The sequence below is a fragment of the Psychrobacter alimentarius genome, assembly GCF_001606025.1.
GTDB lineage: Bacteria > Pseudomonadota > Gammaproteobacteria > Pseudomonadales > Moraxellaceae > Psychrobacter > Psychrobacter alimentarius.
The window spans coordinates 328,757-346,444 of the sequence record NZ_CP014945.1 but is presented as its reverse complement, the minus strand read 5'-3'; the positions used below and the strand labels follow the sequence as shown (position 1 = coordinate 346,444).

At 44.6% G+C, this 17,688-nt stretch carries 12 protein-coding genes and 3 tRNA genes; 4 read left to right on the top strand and 11 right to left on the bottom strand.

Going from position 1 to position 17,688, the window contains the following annotated elements:
* Nucleotides 1-224: 224 nt before the first annotated feature.
* From gspF to A3K91_RS01455, 8 genes are all read right to left on the bottom strand, one after another.
* Nucleotides 225-1,427, bottom strand: a complete 1,203-nt coding sequence (gene gspF / locus A3K91_RS01490; RefSeq protein ID WP_062843699.1) for a type II secretion system inner membrane protein GspF — start codon at nucleotides 1,425-1,427, stop codon at nucleotides 225-227.
* Between the two features lie 85 nt (nucleotides 1,428-1,512).
* Nucleotides 1,513-2,589, bottom strand: a complete 1,077-nt coding sequence (locus A3K91_RS01485) for a hypothetical protein (RefSeq protein ID WP_062843698.1) — start codon at nucleotides 2,587-2,589, stop codon at nucleotides 1,513-1,515.
* A gap of 281 nt (nucleotides 2,590-2,870) precedes the next feature.
* Nucleotides 2,871-3,803: an AraC family transcriptional regulator gene (locus A3K91_RS01480; RefSeq protein WP_062843697.1), complete on the bottom strand. Its 933-nt coding sequence runs from the start codon at nucleotides 3,801-3,803 to the stop codon at nucleotides 2,871-2,873.
* Nucleotides 3,804-4,297: 494 nt separating this feature from the next.
* Nucleotides 4,298-4,373: transfer RNA gene (locus A3K91_RS01475), tRNA-His, on the bottom strand.
* A 40-nt stretch (nucleotides 4,374-4,413) separates the two neighbouring features.
* Nucleotides 4,414-4,490: transfer RNA gene (locus A3K91_RS01470), tRNA-Arg, on the bottom strand.
* A gap of 94 nt (nucleotides 4,491-4,584) precedes the next feature.
* Nucleotides 4,585-4,661, bottom strand: a tRNA-Pro gene (locus A3K91_RS01465).
* Between the two features lie 236 nt (nucleotides 4,662-4,897).
* Complete coding sequence (locus A3K91_RS01460) at nucleotides 4,898-6,445, bottom strand: McrC family protein (protein WP_228139883.1); 1,548 nt, start codon at nucleotides 6,443-6,445, stop codon at nucleotides 4,898-4,900.
* A 12-nt stretch (nucleotides 6,446-6,457) separates the two neighbouring features.
* Complete coding sequence (locus A3K91_RS01455; RefSeq protein WP_062843696.1) at nucleotides 6,458-7,936, bottom strand: McrB family protein; 1,479 nt, start codon at nucleotides 7,934-7,936, stop codon at nucleotides 6,458-6,460.
* 534 nt (nucleotides 7,937-8,470) lie between these two features.
* Here A3K91_RS01455 and A3K91_RS01450 point away from each other — a divergent pair.
* Together A3K91_RS01450 and A3K91_RS01445 are read left to right on the top strand one after the other, a co-directional pair.
* A complete protein-coding gene (locus A3K91_RS01450; protein WP_062843695.1) occupies nucleotides 8,471-9,118 on the top strand; it encodes a DUF4442 domain-containing protein in 648 nt (215 codons plus the stop codon).
* A 162-nt stretch (nucleotides 9,119-9,280) separates the two neighbouring features.
* Nucleotides 9,281-9,772 (top strand): RidA family protein, encoded by a 492-nt coding sequence (locus A3K91_RS01445; protein WP_228139882.1) that lies wholly within the window; start codon nucleotides 9,281-9,283, stop codon nucleotides 9,770-9,772.
* Between the two features lie 21 nt (nucleotides 9,773-9,793).
* Here A3K91_RS01445 and gspE read toward each other — a convergent pair whose 3' ends face one another.
* A complete protein-coding gene (gspE, locus tag A3K91_RS01440) occupies nucleotides 9,794-11,281 on the bottom strand; it encodes a type II secretion system ATPase GspE (RefSeq protein WP_418064588.1) in 1,488 nt (495 codons plus the stop codon).
* Nucleotides 11,282-11,855: 574 nt separating this feature from the next.
* On the opposite strand from gspE, the gene A3K91_RS01435 reads away from it, so the two are divergent.
* Together A3K91_RS01435 and A3K91_RS01430 are read left to right on the top strand one after the other, a co-directional pair.
* Nucleotides 11,856-12,677: a thiazole synthase gene (locus A3K91_RS01435; RefSeq protein WP_062843692.1), complete on the top strand. Its 822-nt coding sequence runs from the start codon at nucleotides 11,856-11,858 to the stop codon at nucleotides 12,675-12,677.
* Nucleotides 12,678-12,849: 172 nt separating this feature from the next.
* On the top strand, nucleotides 12,850-14,277 hold the full coding sequence (locus A3K91_RS01430; protein ID WP_062843691.1) for a WS/DGAT/MGAT family O-acyltransferase: 1,428 nt from the start codon (nucleotides 12,850-12,852) through the stop codon (nucleotides 14,275-14,277).
* Between the two features lie 62 nt (nucleotides 14,278-14,339).
* On the opposite strand, the gene A3K91_RS01425 is transcribed toward A3K91_RS01430, so the two are convergent.
* A complete protein-coding gene (locus A3K91_RS01425; RefSeq protein WP_062843690.1) occupies nucleotides 14,340-15,167 on the bottom strand; it encodes an inositol monophosphatase family protein in 828 nt (275 codons plus the stop codon).
* A gap of 368 nt (nucleotides 15,168-15,535) precedes the next feature.
* Complete coding sequence (gene dxs / locus A3K91_RS01420; RefSeq protein WP_062843689.1) at nucleotides 15,536-17,611, bottom strand: 1-deoxy-D-xylulose-5-phosphate synthase; 2,076 nt, start codon at nucleotides 17,609-17,611, stop codon at nucleotides 15,536-15,538.
* Between the last annotated feature and the right edge of the window lie 77 nt (nucleotides 17,612-17,688).

Genomic DNA, 17,688 nt, shown 5'->3' with positions numbered 1-17,688 from the left:
AAGCAAGTTTGCGTTCGCGTTTACTATAGCTTTATAGCGGTAGTTAAAGTAGCAAAAAAGTGTGTGAATCAAAAATATACTACAGTAAGCAAATCTTAAGAAAGCTAACACAAGATTTAGCAAGATAGAGGTAATAAAAGATAGGTAGAAAATCAGATAAGCAATGAATCTATTTTCTAATAGAGGCAGAGCGGCAATAAATCAGATGTGATATTGGCCATTTGCTAACCTGCCAGATCGTTCATATTGACGATCGGTAGCATGACCGCCATCACAATAATCATTACCACAACCCCCATCAGTACCAGCATTAAAGGCTCGAGTAATGACAGTAGCGTGCTGATAAAGTTAGTGGCTTCAGCCTCCTGCATGTTGGCTGCGCGACTAAGCATGTTTTCAAGCTCGCCTGAGTTTTCACCACTTTTGATCATTTGTACCATCATTGGTGGAAAATATGGTGATTTTTCAAGTTGACTCGATAGGCTTGAGCCTTCAGTCACTCTATCAGCAGCCACAATAATGGTCTGCTTGATATGCAAATTGGTCGTTACGGCAGCGCCTATATGTAGCGCTTCAATTAGTGGCACACCTGAACGTACCAATATGGCAAGTGTACTGGCAAAGCGTGCGGCATTGAGGCCTTTAGACAATCGTGCCAATATGGGCAATCTCAGCACGACACTATCGATGGTCAATTTGCCTGCATTGGTCTGAGCAAACCGATAAAACAAAAACGCCATACTTCCCAATACCAAGAGCATCAACCACCACCACTGGGTGATAATGTTTGAAAGCGTCAAAACCACCTGAGTAATCAGCGGCAACGCTTGCTCAGACTGCTCAAACACTTTGACAATTTTGGGCACCACAAAGCTCATCAAACCCATAATCACCCCAACGGCCATCACCATCAGTACAATGGGATAAACCATCGCGCCTTGAATCTTTTTTTGCAAGGCAAAACGATTTTCGGTGTAATCTGCCAACTGGTTGAGAATTAGGTCCAAGTGTCCTGATTTTTCACCAGCAGCAATAGTGGCAATGTATAAAGGTGGAAAGCTCGCCGCTTGTTGTAATGCCCGCGCCAAACTAAGCCCTTCTAACACATGGGAGCGTACCGCCAGCATTAACGATTTGATATGGGTTTTTGGAGACTGTTTGGCGACCGCTGCTAAAGTTTCTTCAAGCGGAATACCAGCTGCCAATAAGACAGACAATTGGCGTGTGAGTAACGCCAACTCATAAGCGGAGGGTTTTTTGTAGCGGCTTTTATGTTTACTTTGTCGATCATTGACTGCACTGATTTCAACAGGCGTCCACTGCTTGTCACGCAATTGCTGACGCACTTGCCGCGCAGAGTCGCCCTCGAGCAAGCCTTTTTGGACACCGCCGCGATCGTCAAGCGCTTTAAAATGATAAGCGGGCATAGCAGCAAATATCCTAAGGTCAACAAACAAAGGTACAGGTTTAAGCGCCTGCTTTAAGAGAGTCTTTACCTAGCGTATGGCATGTTCAAAAAAGTGGGGTAGAATCATTACTGTCTGGCATTAACCCTTGTAATAACAAGACGTCTAAATGCTGCTGTTGCAACTTCTTATCAAAATCATTGACTTCTGCAATCAGCATTCTCTCGATACGCTTATCACTGGCAAACACACTCAAACGTGCACAAATAACCGCCAGTTGATAAATGCGTTTTTTGCAATAACCATCCAACCCCTGTAGCAGTCTCACCATATGCGGGGTTTCCAGACTGGCATAGTCATAATCTGCTATCACTTGCTGACCAAGCGCTGAGACACCATAACTGATCGACAGATGGGCGCAAAAATAGCAACTGAATAAATACCCAACCACATGCCCTATATAGTAGCCGCGATCATAGGTAAAGCTACTCACACCAAAATGACCGAGTACGTAGCTATTTAAACTGCCTTGATCTCGAATCGGTTTGCCATGTTTGAGCTTACCGACAGTCGCAAAACACAGTGGATTGTGTCCATCTTGAGTAGTGAGTTGCCACCCTGCTGGCTGCTGCGCTGGCATATGGCGTACAATGTCAGCGATGATATCATCGACCACGTGCAGCTGCTGCCACAAACGATCCAATCCATCCGTATCCATCAGACCACGCTTATCAAGTTGCTGGGCGAGTAGATATTGATGATACTCTGCAAATTGCGATTTGAGTGTTTGGACCAAATAAGTGGGACGTATTGCAGCTGATGCGAGGTACAGTAACCGTGTACGCTCATGTTGAGTGTGATAAAGCGCCACTCGTTGCTCAGCAATACTACTTTCAGTCAGCGCAGTAGATGACTCTGCACTTTCTCGAACTTTGGTATTTTCAGCACTGGTTTGTCCAGTAATGTGTTCTTCAGTATCTGGTAATATAAATAGCGCCAATAACGCCGCTTTATCGAGTGTTTCAGTCATGTGACCCTTTGGCGAAGGCTCTACCAAATCTTGATTGTCCTTATTTTCTATCTCAGTATGATTGTCACTCGTCTTGCTTGGTTCTTTGGCAGACGCAGCATTGCCCTGTTGGTTATTCGGGTGTGCGTTTGGCTTTGCGGTCGGTTCAGTCATAACGTACCATCAGCAGCAAAAATAAACATCGTCTAGATCATGCTATCAGACAGCGCTATCAGTAATATGGCGCGCTCACAAACATTTTTGTCTAGATGACTCATCCCTCCATAGTACCTGAACACACACACATTGTCAGCTGTGCATCATCAAAATACCACGTGTCAGAATCAGATTGCTAACCTTATCAAAAAGTCATGCGTATATGCAAAAACAGGCATTAAGGGCGCAGTAACTGCCTTAATGCCTGTCTATAGTGGAAGATATCTGATTGTGCTTAGCTAAGCGATGTTTTGTTGACGATATTGCTGACGGTACGCTTTTGGCGATACGCCATAAACACGCTTAAATGCTTGGCTGAATGTAGAGTCAGAAGCATACCCGACAAGCTCACTGATACGACTGATACTGTTTTGTTGCAAGCGCAGATACCGCGCTGCCAGCCGTAAACGGTAATCGATAAGATACGTCAGCGGTGGCACACCAACCGTATCTTTAAAACGTTGCGCGAAGCTTGAGCGTGACATGCCTGCCGTTTCAGCAAGTCTATGGATGGTCCAGTTTTGACTCGGCGCTTCATGCATCGCTGCCAGCGCTTTGGTCAAAAAAGGATCCTTCATGGCTTTTAGCCAATTCTCTGTCGCCTCTGGTAATTTTTCAATATACACACGCAAACATTCAATCATCATAATGCTTGCCCAATGATTGATAATGGCTGTTTTGCCCATGCGCTCGCTCTCTGCCTCCAACGTCAGAAGCTTGATTTCAACATCAATGACTTCAAATCTGCCTGATTTATCATTAATCTCAGGCAAAATAGACGGCAACATAGACAATAAAGGACGAATCATCTCTTTATCATATTTGCATTCTATCAATATCAAAGACGAATTGGGCTCACCATCGCCATCGATTTCAAGCGTGTGCTCTTTACAATGCGTCAGCATCTCATCTAACGGTTTAGCATCATTGCCATTGTGATTGAGTGCGTAACTGACATGCTGATAGGCATTGGGAATCATAATGATATCGCCAGCATGTGCCTGTCTTAGGCCATTACCAACATCAATACAAAAGCTTCCAGACATGACTAGGTAAAATAAAAGGGTATCCTTTCTGGTAATAGAATAAGACCAATTTCCATTACCATTCAAACGATAATACTTGGTTTCAAACAAATGCACGTTTTGCAACAATACACTTAATGCGTCCATCAATCACTTCCTTAGTTGTACAAGGTCAGTAGTAGCTTGTAAAAAATAAGCAAACACCTACCTACTAATTGCTACCGCCCTAAACTCGCTCAATGTTAAATACATGATGTTTCATTATATTTTTGCACCAGTTCGATAAGACTCGTATGGTAGCGGTTGAATCTTATATCAATTAACAAAGTATGGGTATTCAATTGAGTTACCGTTCTATTCTAATACAACACTTGACCGTTTGTTGCTTTGTGTGAAAGTGATTGTCAAATAATGAGAAAAAAATGCAGCAACACTCGTTATGAACCTATGATAAAAGCGAATCATAAGGAGATTAGTAAATTGAAAATAAGCAAATACTTATTATATTCATAAATACGAATATATTGAATTTAATGTAAAACCAATCAGACACGCGAAAATGCCAAAAATGGCAAAGGCTGATAACAATAGCACATTATGTAATAAGATAGAAATAAAGGGGAGTTTTTGCAGAATAAAAATGGGGCGACTGATGGGACTCGAACCCACGACAACCGAGATCACAACCCGGGGCTCTACCAACTGAGCTACAACCGCCATAACTGTTGCCAAGGACTGGCAAAATATGCAGGCTAAATGGTGCGCCTGGCAGGGCTCGAACCTGCGACCACCTACTTAGAAGGCAGGTGCTCTATCCAACTGAGCTACAGGCGCTCTTAGGGGCTTTTTATATATTACATCAGTTTAAGGAATACTCTAAACTAAATCATTATACATAAAAAAAAGCCTGTAAGGCTCTTAAAATAGATGGTCGGAGTGATAGGATTCGAACCTACGACCCTCTGGTCCCAAACCAGATGCGCTACCAAACTGCGCCACACTCCGAAATTCTCTATTATCACGATAGTTTGTTGACTAACTGGTTATTGGCAATGCCGCTAACTTGTTAATGTTCCTCGCTATCGAGGTGCACATATTAAGGGGTAAAGCCGATTGTGTCAACACCTATTTTTAATTAATTTAAAATAATTCGCAATTATTTGAAAAATACGCATCATTTATCAAAATACGTGAAACCAAAAAACCTTACCAGCCATGATATGCCATCGCCCGTAGCGTGATTATACTACATCTAATGCGGGAAGCAAGTCGCTGTTTATCGACCCTGTCAGGACATTGAAAGGCATAAGCCATAACTGAGCAATACAGGGTTCATTATCGGCGCTTTCGTTCTCATACCGTACTTGTTTGAGTGCAATGGGGTGCCGCTCATCATCTTGAACAGGATAAACCAGCCACACTTGCTGTGCTTGATACGCCTGCGCATAACTTGTCAATTGATAAGCATCACTTGCGCTAATCGCAGCTGCATGGGATAGCGGTTTCCATTTAATATCGATGACATGACTATAACGCCTTAACGCTTTCGCATTAGGTACATCGTTTTTATGGTTCTGACTGTGGTAATGCTCATGGCTAGTGGCTGCCTCATACATTAGTAAATCTGGACGAATGGACAAGCATGCCTGCCCTTCTTCGTCACTGAGCCAAACCCGCTGCGTTTGGTACAACGGTCGATATTGGCTACTTGCCTGCATAAATGTCGATGCAATGCGCTGACTTGCCCATTGTTCAAACGCTTGATTCATATCAATCAACAGGCACAAGCGCAGTTGTGACAGATTATTCTTAGAGGTTTTTTTTGGGTCAATACCATTACCCGCTGCCATATCTGACTGCTGTAATAACCAATATGCCAAGTCTAATAATTGCTGCGCCGCTTGTAATTGCTTCGCTTGTAGTGGCTGTATCTCGATCTGCCGCTTTGCTCGCTGGTAAATCGATGTTAGCTGCTGCCTCTCATGCTGGGTCAGCATAGGCACTTTTTGCCACGCTTGTAGGCATTTGAGTGACATAGATTTAGAAAACATAGGTGCCAATAAAACCAAGGCACTTTTAATCAAGCGATTGCCTAGCATGTCTTGATTTAACACGCTGCTCTCACACATAAATTTATGTGGCTGCATACTATTATGACGCAGCTGCTCCTTGATGAGCAAACGGCCTTGTAATGAAGCTTGATTATGCGTCTGTGACTGATAATGTTTGATGGGTTGATAATGCATCAATCGCTGCAAGAACTGCTCAATCAGCCAATCAGGCAGTGGCAATGTCGCTATGGGCAAAGCCGTCAAATGATGACTCAGTTGACCCAGATTTTTTGTATTGGGTAACTTAGAGTAAGGATGATCGCTACCATGAGTCAGATCAGACAACATATTTTGCACCCATTGACGGGTTTTTCCTATCTGGGTTTGATGCGAGGCGGTATGACCAGGTTGTAGCTGCCTACGAGGGTTTTCATTATCAGCCGCCAGCTTTGGCAATATCTCAAGCATCATGCCACTCGGTAGTAAGACGATACCGATATAATGCCCAACCTTTAACTGCCACGCCCCTTGCTTACGCTTGATAGTAAATACTGCAAACTCTTGTGCCATCAGCCAATAAAAATCAGCGCTGTGTATAAAGTCCTGTGCTATCAGACGTTGATGCTCAAACACCGTAATGACACGATTGCCATGATTGTTAATAGTAAGCGCGTCAATATGGGTGCGACTCGCTTGCCTCAACGTAGGATTCTGATAGGACGCTTGGCTATTTATCACTACGACACACCCTTAGTCATACAAACGCTGATAGACAAAAGGCTTGGCAAATTCGCCTGTCTTGGTGATGAGATCCGTATTGATTCTATAATTACCTGTAGTCATCGACTGCGTCAGAAAAGCGTTATGTCCTGAAAACATTGGATGCTGAGCAGCGTTATTATTTTGGCTATCCATATGATGACTTGCACCATGGTCTATCAGCGCTTGATGGTCTTGAATAAACTGCGCACTCAGCGGCTGCGGCTCATCTTTAAAAATATACTGTAAGACGACCACTTGTCCACCTGCCGCTTGTGCCAATTGTGGAATAACTTGTTCACACAGCGCTATTTGTAGCTGTTCAAGGGTGCTCACCGACCATAAAAAAGCATGTCCGAGCTGAGCCTCTGACCCTAAGACTTGCGTAATACGAGTGTTTAAACCCATCAATAATTTGGACAAATCAATGGTTTCTACAGCATCATCAGTTTGTGCCTCTGTGCTAAGACTGATGATAGGCAACAATTCAGGCTGCGGTGGACAATCTACAAAACGAAAACGACGACGCAGCGCCATATCGAGCGGTGCCAACGAATGGTCTTGCGTATTCATCGTGGCATAAATATCGACGTTAGCAGGCAAACTAAAGGGACGTCCAGAATAGGCAAGATTGACCGTCATCGCATTTTGCATACCGGCCCGTTTATCTGGCTCAATCAGACTAAGTAACTCCCCAAACACTCGTGAGACATTGGCACGATTGATCTCATCAATCAGCACCGCATAACGCTGCTCAGGGTCGTTAGCCGCGCGCTGACAGAGCTTTAAAAATGCACCTTCTTGGATAGCATAACTCATTTGGGCAGGCATATTATTGGCCTGTATATGACTGTCTTTATGGGAATGAGAGGTTGTCATAACGGGGCGAATCCCTTCCACGAACTCTTCATAACCATAGGCTTGATGAAAGCTAACCATACTAAACCGCTGCTGACTAAAGTGATGATCTTGACTTTTATGACAGTCACGCTGCGCCTGCTGAAATTCGGCTAACTGCTGTGATAAATCCTCTAATAGTGTGAGGCTGTCGGGCAACAAATACCACGCGCCGCTATGATCTTTATCAAAGTAAGCTTGGCTGGCTCGATTTTTAGAAACGACTGTTTTTGAGTCAGTAGGACTGTGTGTTTGTAGTACCGCCCATGCCGTGTTTCTCAAGTGATTGTCACGGGCATTTAGTGAGGCTTTTGCAATATAAAACTCATGATTGACAAGTTCAGGCACTTTTACCAAGTCTTGCTTTCTGGATTGAAACTCCAAAAATATCAAACATACTACTTCGCGCCAGCTCAATTCTTGTAAGAGTTGTACCAGCAAATCCTCATAATTGGTTTTAGGCAGATAATCGGTATATTCTTTAGCGATTTGTAGCAGTCGGTAGGTTTTACCCGTACCAGCGACGCCTGTATAAATGATATTGATGGGCTTATGAGGAAACATATCAGGCATGGCATTATCCAGCAGTCAACAATCGCGTGAGAAACAAATACAGCACGCTAAAATCTCACTATTATAGCGCGGCTCGCCACCTAGCATCTAGTAGTGCCGATACGTGAGCAACTGGTGTGACTGAGCCATTTTTTGTACCTACTTGGTTTGGTTGTATGTTATTCATTTGTCTAGAGAGTATGGCTCAGCCATCGCATTGCATGACTGCAGTTTTATGAGCGCAGCAGTTCAAGGTAATAATGGTCGAGATACCTGCGTTAATGTAACATAGTCCAAATAGCTGTTAGGATAAAGCTTGTAAGGTTACGCTTTTTAATCGTTTTGAGTACAACTTTTCATGAGCGCAGCTTACCTGAACGATAGCCGATTGACTTTAAAAACGAGACAGGGCGAGCTGGAACGAGCTTTTCGTAGCCTCTGTGTTAGCAGCAAGCTATGGAAATAAATCCTAGTCGCACGCAACGCTCTTTTATGTCGAACTGACTATACTCTGTCACTAACATGTTGAAACCACTTCACCTTAAGGAATTTTGTATGTCAGGACTATTAAAAAAACTGCCTATCAAACTGGCAAAAAAATCGTCAACCAAAGTTTCTGACAATGCAGGACTGCCAGTCGAACAACCAAACAGTACGCTTAAGCCAATCAGTAACCAATTCACCAAGCTCTTATCTGTCACCAAATATTTGCCTAACAGCGCGCGTTCTAGCATCTTGTCTAAAGCCTTTGGTAAAGTAGTGCCCTACGTAGGAACGACGGGGGTTTATTACGAAATCGTCGAGCCCAATCGCGTCGTGGTCAGCTTAAACAATACCAAAACGGTTCAAAACCATATCGGCTCTATTCATGCCGTGGCCATCACGTTACTGGCAGAGACCGCCACAGGTTTTATTTTGGGTTTAAATCTGCCGTCTGATCGTGTGCTACTGATTAAGTCGTATTCGGTCAATTTTTATCGTCCAATCAAAAAAGGACAAATAGCCGCCATCGCCAGTTTATCGGATGAGCAGCGTCTAGATATTTTAAACACTCCAAAGGGTGAGATGGTGATTCCTTGCGTGATTCATGATCGCGAGTCTGATAGTGAGCGCGATCCTATTGTGGTTGAGATGACATGGGCATGGATACCCAAAGCAGAATTAGAAGCGCGGCGCCAAGGCAAAAACAATGAACCGTCTTAAAAACCGTTACTGATTCTAAAAGTGACTCAATCATTCGACCAAGCCTGCTGCTCATAAGTAGCAGGCTTTCGCTTCATACCCATAAAAGCCATGCCTCAATAGCTCGATAGCGTGTACTTGGTGTATCGATAATCAAAAATAATAATAATGAAGGAGACAGTGATGTCCAAAAAAGCTCAAGTATTGTTTAAAACATTGTCTCAGACGGTGCTCGTTACTGCCTGCGCCTTAGGATTTACGATGGCGACCCATGCAGCGCCAGTAGGAGCAACCACCGCCACTACCACAAAATCTGGCCCTGTATTTCTTGGCGAAGGTGGAGATTATCCTTTTTCAGAAGCGGTACGTGTCGGCAATACCTTATACCTATCTGGTCAGATTGGTATGAGAGAAGGTAGGCTGGTCAAAGGCGGTATCAAATCTGAAACCAAACAAACCTTAGACAATATCAATGCCACTTTATTAACATACGGCTATCAAAAATCAGATATCGTCAAGTGTATGGCAATGCTTGTTGATATGGATGACTTTGACGACTTCAACGACGTCTATAGAACTGAAATGACCAGACCTTATCCTACACGTTCTGCTTTTGGCGTGTCAGAATTGGCAGCTGGTGCTAGTGTCGAGATTGAGTGTATGGCAGTAAAATAATATCGCCATAGAAAAGTACGATTAGCTAATAATCGCCTCGTCAATGAGCGCGCTTTCTTTGGTCACTCGCAGTACCTCTTCTAACGTGGTACGCCCTTCTATGACCTTGCGCAGACCATCGGCACGAATCGAGGGCGTCTGCAAACGCGCGTACTCTTCTAGCTCGTACTCAGCGGTATTACTATGAATCATGCGACGTAACGTGTCATCAATGGGCACGACTTCATATATCGCCGTACGCCCTTTAAAACCTGATTGATTACATTTATCACAGCCAATGGGTTTGGGCAATTGGATAGCGCTATCGACTCCCTTCTCAATCTCCACACCAATCTCAGTAAACAACTTGGCTTGCTCTGTGTCGGCTGCTTGCCAGCCATGACAGTGTGAGCACAAAGTACGCACCAAACGCTGCGCTACCACGCCGATGAGCGACGACGATAATAAAAACGGCTCAACGCCCATGTCTTGCAGTCGTGTGACTGCGCCAATGGCCGTATTGGTGTGCAGCGTTGATAATACCAAATGTCCTGTTAAAGACGCTTGTACGGCAATCTCTGCTGTCTCAAGATCACGAATCTCACCCACCATCACTACGTCTGGATCTTGACGCAACATCGCTCGCAAACTTTTGGCAAAGGTCATATCGACTTTATTATTGACCTGCGTTTGCCCGATACCATCGAGCTGAAACTCAATGGGATCTTCAGCGGTCAAGATATTACGGGTTTGATCATTTAAGTCTGTCAATGCCGAATACAGCGTCGTGGTTTTGCCTGAGCCTGTCGGCCCTGTCACCAAAATAATGCCATGTGGGCGATGAATCAAACGTTTAAGCTCGCTATAGTCATTATCAGACAACCCCAAATACGTCATATTGAGACGCCCTGCTTGCTTGTCTAACAAACGCATCACCACTCGCTCACCAAAGCTTGAAGGCAATGTCGATACTCGCACATCCACCTCACGACCTGCCAATCTTAGACTGATACGCCCATCTTGCGGCACACGCTTTTCAGCGATATCCAGTCGAGCCATGACTTTAATACGTGAGACCAGTAATGGTGCCAACTGTCGTTTTGGGGTGATGATCTCCTTCAATTCCCCATCGACACGAAAACGTACCACTAATCGCTTCTCAAAGGTTTCGATGTGAATGTCCGAGGCATTCAAACGTATGGCTTCAGACAACAGTGCATTAATCAGACGAATAATAGGGGCATCGTCTTGCTGATCCATCAAATCTTCCGTCTCTGGGACACTGTCTGCCAAACTATCAAGATCGGGATGATCTTCTAGCCCAGCAGCAATGTGCTGTGATTCTCCCGTATTACCGGCGTAGGCGGCGTTCATACGCCTTTCAAAGTCGTCCGCGTTGACACTTTCGTAAGTTGGTACAGCGCGCACGCCTTGCTGCTGTAAAAAGCGTACCGCCTCATTGATGGCGGATAAAGGAGTGGCTTTGGTCAGTAGCAATGTCGGCGGCAGCTCAGGATCGATTGCCAGCATGACCAAAATTTGATGACGTTTTGCGAAACTGTATGGTAATTGCAGCATAAAGACGGCCTGATAAAGGAAAATGATTTCAGAAAAAATCGTGCCCAAGCATCGTATAGTCGATGTACTCTAAAACCGATACCCTGCTACTGAGATGAATGTTGCGCAGCCTGTTTTTAGAAGCACGCACGGAACATTTATACCAGTAACACGCGACTATTCACGTATCTATTTTATTTCGACCCAACTATATAAGTAGCGCAAACGCATTGTGCTTGGCTGGCTGACCCAAAAAGAGTGTAAGTAAGATTGCACGAGTTTGTTATAATAGCATTTTGTTTTAAATGAGTATGACTTTATATAGAAGGCGCTATAGACCCATCGTTTTCCGTTTATTTTTAGCATATTCACAAAAAAATTACCGTCAATGCCATTTGAATTTGATACAAAGAAGTGGCGTGCATAGGTACAGGTAGTCCTTTTCCTAACAGTACGTTATGATTAGCCACAGCACGTATTTTTATCACATTTAGATGGCATATTGTTTGCCTTTTACCTTGCCCGCCCGCTATTAGGATTTTTCGTTATGTCAGAGAACGCTAGCATTATCCAACCGACACCCCTTTTACAAGATACTTTTACCGTAGGCAGTCGCACCTTCTCTTCTAGGCTGTTGGTAGGTACGGGCAAATATAAAGACATGACTGAAACGGGTGACGCTATTGCTGCCTCAGGAGCAGAGATTGTGACAGTCGCGATTCGTCGTACCAATATTGGACAAAATAGCAATGAGCCTAATTTGCTTGATGTGATTTCGCCTGACAAATACACCATTTTACCCAATACGGCTGGCTGCTTTGATGCAGAGACAGCGATTCGTACTTGTAAGCTTGCGCGCGAGCTATTGGGCGGACACAATTTGGTCAAGCTTGAAGTGTTGGGTGATGAAAAAACCCTCTATCCCAATGTGACCGAAACCTTAAAAGCTGCCAAAGTATTGATTGATGATGGTTTTGAAGTCATGGTGTATACCTCAGATGACCCTATCGTTGCCCAAGAATTAGAGAGCATGGGCTGCGTTGCTATTATGCCGCTTGGTAGCTTGATTGGCTCAGGTTTGGGTCTGCTCAATCGTCACACGCTCAGCTTAATTATTGAAAATGCCAAAGTACCCGTATTGGTTGATGCAGGCGTGGGTACTGCGTCTGATGCAGCGCTGGCCATGGAGCTGGGTTGTGATGGCGTATTGATGAATTCGGCCATTGCCAATGCGCAAAATCCAGTGATGATGGCTCATGCTATGAAACACGCCATATGGGCAGGGCGTGCCGCCTTTTTGGCCGGTCGTATGCCTATGCGCAAGATGGCAACAGCCAGCTCACCGCAGACTGGCTACTTTTTTCAATAGATTGATACCTCTATTTCTCTAGAGAAAAGAGCAATTATAAAATAATAATAAATAAACGGTATAAGACTTATTTATATCAAGACGCTCTTTTTAATAACCATTTGAGAATTGATTAATGGAGATTTATCAATGATGACTTCTTATTCAACTTATCATCATAAAAGGATTTATTATGCGACTTCTCACCGCAGTTGATCAGTTATTTTTACTTATTGAGTCGCGTAAACAGCCCATGCATGTCGGTGGTTTGTTCTTATTTGAAAAACCAGAAGCGGCGGACAGCGATTTTGTTTATCAGTTAGTCAAACAAATGCAAGAATCCGATGTACCGCCAAGCTTTCCTTTTAATCAGGTTTTAGAGCATCTGATTTTTTGGAAAAAAGACAAAAACTTTGATGTCGAGCATCATTTTCATCATGTTGCTCTGCCAAGTCCTGGTCGTATTCGCGAGCTGCTGATGTACATTTCAAGAGAGCATGGTCGTCTGCTAGATCGTGCGATGCCGCTATGGGAATGTCACATCATCGAAGGCATTCAACCAGAAAACGAGCACAGCCCTGAGCGGTTTGCATTATATTTTAAGATTCATCACTCGCTGGTCGATGGCATAGCAGCCATGCGGTTGGTGCAACGATCTCTCTCGCAATCGCCAGATGAGCCAGTTACGCTGCCCGTGTGGTCATTGATGACGCGCCATCGCAATCAGGTCAATGCTATGCTGCCTGCCAAGCGATCTGTACGGCGCATCATCAAAGAGCAAATCTCTACCATCAAACCTGTCTTTACCGAATTGCTCGACAATTTTAAAAATTATGGCGACGATGGTTATGTCGGCACTTTTGATGCCCCAATGAGCGTTTTGAATACGCGAATTTCAGCCTCACGGCGAATTGCTGCGCAGTCTTATGACATACAGCGCTTCAACGCTATTGCTGAGAGATTAAAAATCAGTAAAAACGATGTCGTACTGGCCGTTTGTGCTGGTGCCATTCGTCAGTATTTGATAGCCATGGATGCGCTGCCAAGCAAACCTTTAATTGCCTTTGTGCCCATGTCGCTGCGTACTGACAACAGTATTGCAGGCAATCAGTTGTCGTTTGTATTGGCAAACTTAGGCACCCATTTGGATAACCCACTCCGTAGGATCGAGCTTATTCATCGCAGTATGAATAATGGCAAACGCCGGTTTCGCCGTATGAATCAGGCGCAAGTCATCAACTACAGTGTGATTGCTTATGCTTGGGAAGGGATTAACGTGGCAACAGGGCTGTTCCCTAAAAAGCAAGCCTTCAACCTTATCATCTCCAACGTGCCCGGTTCTGAAAAACCTCTGTACTGGAATGGGGCGCGCCTACAGTCCCTATACCCCGCTTCTATCGTCTTCAATGGTCAAGCAATGAACATTACCTTAGCCAGTTATTTGGATAAGATTGAGTTTTGCATTACCGCTTGCAGTAAAGCTTTGCCACACGTACAAGATATGCTGGCGCTTATAGAAAACGAGTTGACGCTGTTAGAGACGATGAGTAAAGAGCTTGAGTTTCAAGGGATCACGGTTGAAGATAAATGCACCAGAAAAACAAAAAAGCTGGCTCCATAATGGAACCAGCTTTTTAGGGGTTGTGCTTTTACTCACATACCAGCGTTCTTAAACACTCGTACTTATAATGCATCGCCCCACGAAGGAACGACCGTCTGCATCAATGGTTTCAACAATTTGACATTACAAGCAAAGATAGAGCCTGAGGTCATAGAGTTGTGTGCGCCAGTATGATCGACCACCACACCGCGTGCTTCTGTTACGATAAGCTCGCCCGCTGCGATATCCCAAGGCTTGATAGACATCTCAAAATAACCATCGAAGCGACCAGCAGCCACATAGCATAGATCCAATGCCGCTGAACCTAGACGACGAATTTGACCACCCGCTTCAGAGACTTTTTGTAGGCTCTCAAAATGCTGTTTTGCATAAGAGATTACTTCACCATTGCGCTTACGTTCAAGAGGGTGACCAGTCGTAAATAAGCCACCGTCGATGGTTTTGCGTTCGCTCACACTGATGCGGCGCTGGTTCAGACGAGCGCCTTTACCACGGCTCGCAGAGAACATCTCATCACGAACTGGGTCATAGACAACACCATGTTGCGTGACACCTTTATGCTGTACTGCGATAGACACACAAAACTGCGGCACACCATGGACGAAGTTTTTGGTGCCATCTAATGGATCGATAATCCAGCACCAGTCCGCATCTTCGCCGCGACCTTCTTGCATACCGAACTCTTCACCCAAAAATGAATGATTTGGGTAGCTGGCTTTTAGTGTTTCAATCGTCAGCTCTTCGCTGAAGCGATCGATGCGCGTCACTAGACCATCAAGTCCTTTAGACTCAATGTCCAATTCAATTTTATGACGGTTTTGATGCGCATATAAAATTTCTTTACCAACTTTTTCAGCAGTACGTGCTGCGATGACGACCATGGGTTCCATAAATAACCTATTTGCTTGATGAATGAATATAAAAACGATAAGACCAAATCTGTGTCCACAACATGCCAATGAGCCGTTGCATCACATCGTACCTAACACACACTGTATTCATGCGATGAAAAAAGAGCCTTTTAAAACGCTCTTCTTAAAAGAATCATCGCATTATACTAAAATTGTCCGACAAAAACGAAAAAACCACCATACGCATCAAACCAATCGATAATTCGATGGTCATCACATACTGCCCAAGTTGTAAAAAAGTCAGCACCTACGGCTAGTAGGCGTTCGCTCTATCGAGCTTTTTTCTATTAAAACCCACGCTTTTAATACGCATGGCAAATCTTAAAAACATGTCTTAAAAATATTGCTTACGACAATAGCTGCTTGAGTTGTTTAACCACACCATCAATATCCAAACCGCAGTCAGCAAGCTGCTCTGCTGGCGAACCATGGGCAATGAAGCGATCAGGAATACCAATATTGCAAATAATCGGATGATGGCGTTTAAAAGCAGGCGACTCATTGAGCAAATACTCATTCACCGCACTGCCCGCGCCGCCCATAATCACATGTTCTTCCAACGTCGCAATATGAGTCACCCTTTGCGCCAATAAGGACTCTAGCAATGCCGAATCCAGAGGCTTTACCCAGCGCATATTAACGACCTGCACCTGACAATCTGCTGATGCATCCTCGCTGATAAGGTTTTGGGCGGCTTGCTGAGCGGTTGCCACGGTCGTACCAAACGCTAATAACGCCAGCTTTTTGGGCGCAGTATCATTACCAAGAATCGACTCTACTACGGCCTCACCGATGTTGTACGTTTGTGCCGGCTGAGTAATAACGGCTCCTGTACCCGTACCGCGTGGATAACGTACGGCCGTACAGCCTTGGTATTCATAGCAGGTGTTGAGCAAATGGTAGCATTCATTTTCATCTTTTGGCGCTGCAATCAGCATGTTAGGCACACAGCGTAAAAACGCTAAGTCAAATACCCCAGCATGGGTTGCCCCATCTTCGCCAACCAAGCCTGCACGATCGATAGCAAACATCACATCTAAATCTTGTAATGCTACGTCATGAATCAGCTGATCATAACCACGCTGCAAAAACGTCGAGTAAATCGCTACGATAGGCTTGACACCTTGCGTTGCCATGCCAGCTGCCAACGTGACAGCATGCTGCTCAGCAATCGCCACATCAAAAAAGCGCTCTGGAAAACGACGCGCAAAGTCGATCATGCCAGAGCCTTCTTCCATAGCAGGCGTGATGGCTAGCAATTTATCATCTGTAACTGCTTTATCACATAAAAACTGCCCAAATACTTGCGAGTATTTCAAAGCAGGTTTCGTTGTTACTGTTGAAGCGGCTGTTATGTCTGAAGCTTCTGTGGCCTTGCTCTGTGCGTCGTTCTCAGTTTCCACAGGCAACTTACTGATCGCATGATAACCGACTGGATCCAGCTCAGCAGGCGCAAAACCTTTGCCTTTAGTCGTATAGATATGGATTAAAACGGGACCTTTTAGCTGCTTGGCAATCGATAATACGCGCAGCAATTCAGGGATATCATGACCATCAAAAGGGCCGAAATACGTAAAACCAATTGCTTTGAATAAGTTGTCTTCTAGCTGCGGCACATCGCGCATCTCTTTATGACGTTTGCGACGATCGAACGTTTGCATATCAGGGCGACGACATAAAATAGGCTCGCCTGCGTCAGAGATATCTACCTGATAACCCGACTCCCAAAGCATCGCTAAATGCCGTGAAAAACCGCCAATAGAACACGATATCGACATATCGTTGTCATTCAAGATAACTAAGAGATCAGCGTCTTGCTGTACCGCGTCGTTCATGGCCTCAAACGCCATCCCGCCCGTCATTGCACCATCACCAATAATACAAGCAACGGTCTGCGTCAGGCCTTGATAACGCAGCGCCAGACTCATGCCCAAACCCGCTGATATGGATGTCGATGAATGTCCAACCCCAAAAGTATCATAAGCGGATTCTGCTCGCTCAGGAAAGGCAGTCAAGCCATCTTTTGAGCGAATAGTACCAATCTGCTCACGGCGTCCCGTTAATACTTTATGCGCATAAGCTTGATGTCCCACATCCCAAACGATCTGGTCTTTTGGTGCGTCTAATAAATAGTGCAAGGCAATGGTCAGCTCAACCACCCCTAAATTGGCACCAAAGTGCCCGCCGCTTTGTCCTGCTGAATACAACAAAAACAGACGCAGCTCATCAGCCAACGTGATCAATTGAGCCGTTGTAAAATCATTGAGATCAGAGGGTGTAGCAATACCATCAAGCAGAGGCGTTTCAGGACGCACGCGCGGAATAACAGTATAAGTTTGCTGTAAATTCGACAGCTGGGCAGCAGAATCAAACGCTGACGCAGATACGGAATGAGACTGTGGGGAAGAAGGTGACTGCTGCATAAACCGTACGATACCTACCAATCTGCTGATAAGACGCTGTCTTAGTGCATAATGCGGACTAAGCGACGTCAATAATA

Excerpts from the sequence above, each read along its gene's own strand:
- A3K91_RS01450 (WP_062843695.1), top strand. The coding sequence starts at position 8,471 with ATGTCAGGACTATTAAAAAAACTGCCTATCAAACTGGCAAAAAAATCG.
- A3K91_RS01425 (WP_062843690.1), bottom strand. The coding sequence starts at position 15,167 with ATGGAACCCATGGTCGTCATCGCAGCACGTACTGCTGAAAAAGTTGGT.
- A3K91_RS01445 (WP_228139882.1), top strand. The coding sequence starts at position 9,281 with ATGTCCAAAAAAGCTCAAGTATTGTTTAAAACATTGTCTCAGACGGTG.
- gspE (WP_418064588.1), bottom strand. The coding sequence starts at position 11,281 with ATGCTGGCAATCGATCCTGAGCTGCCGCCGACATTGCTACTGACCAAA.
- A3K91_RS01455 (WP_062843696.1), bottom strand. The coding sequence starts at position 7,936 with ATGCCTGATATGTTTCCTCATAAGCCCATCAATATCATTTATACAGGC.
- A3K91_RS01435 (WP_062843692.1), top strand. The coding sequence starts at position 11,856 with ATGTCAGAGAACGCTAGCATTATCCAACCGACACCCCTTTTACAAGAT.
- A3K91_RS01485 (WP_062843698.1), bottom strand. The coding sequence starts at position 2,589 with ATGACTGAACCGACCGCAAAGCCAAACGCACACCCGAATAACCAACAG.
- A3K91_RS01480 (WP_062843697.1), bottom strand. The coding sequence starts at position 3,803 with ATGGACGCATTAAGTGTATTGTTGCAAAACGTGCATTTGTTTGAAACC.
- A3K91_RS01430 (WP_062843691.1), top strand. The coding sequence starts at position 12,850 with ATGCGACTTCTCACCGCAGTTGATCAGTTATTTTTACTTATTGAGTCG.
- gspF (WP_062843699.1), bottom strand. The coding sequence starts at position 1,427 with ATGCCCGCTTATCATTTTAAAGCGCTTGACGATCGCGGCGGTGTCCAA.
- dxs (WP_062843689.1), bottom strand. The coding sequence starts at position 17,611 with ATGCAGCAGTCACCTTCTTCCCCACAGTCTCATTCCGTATCTGCGTCA.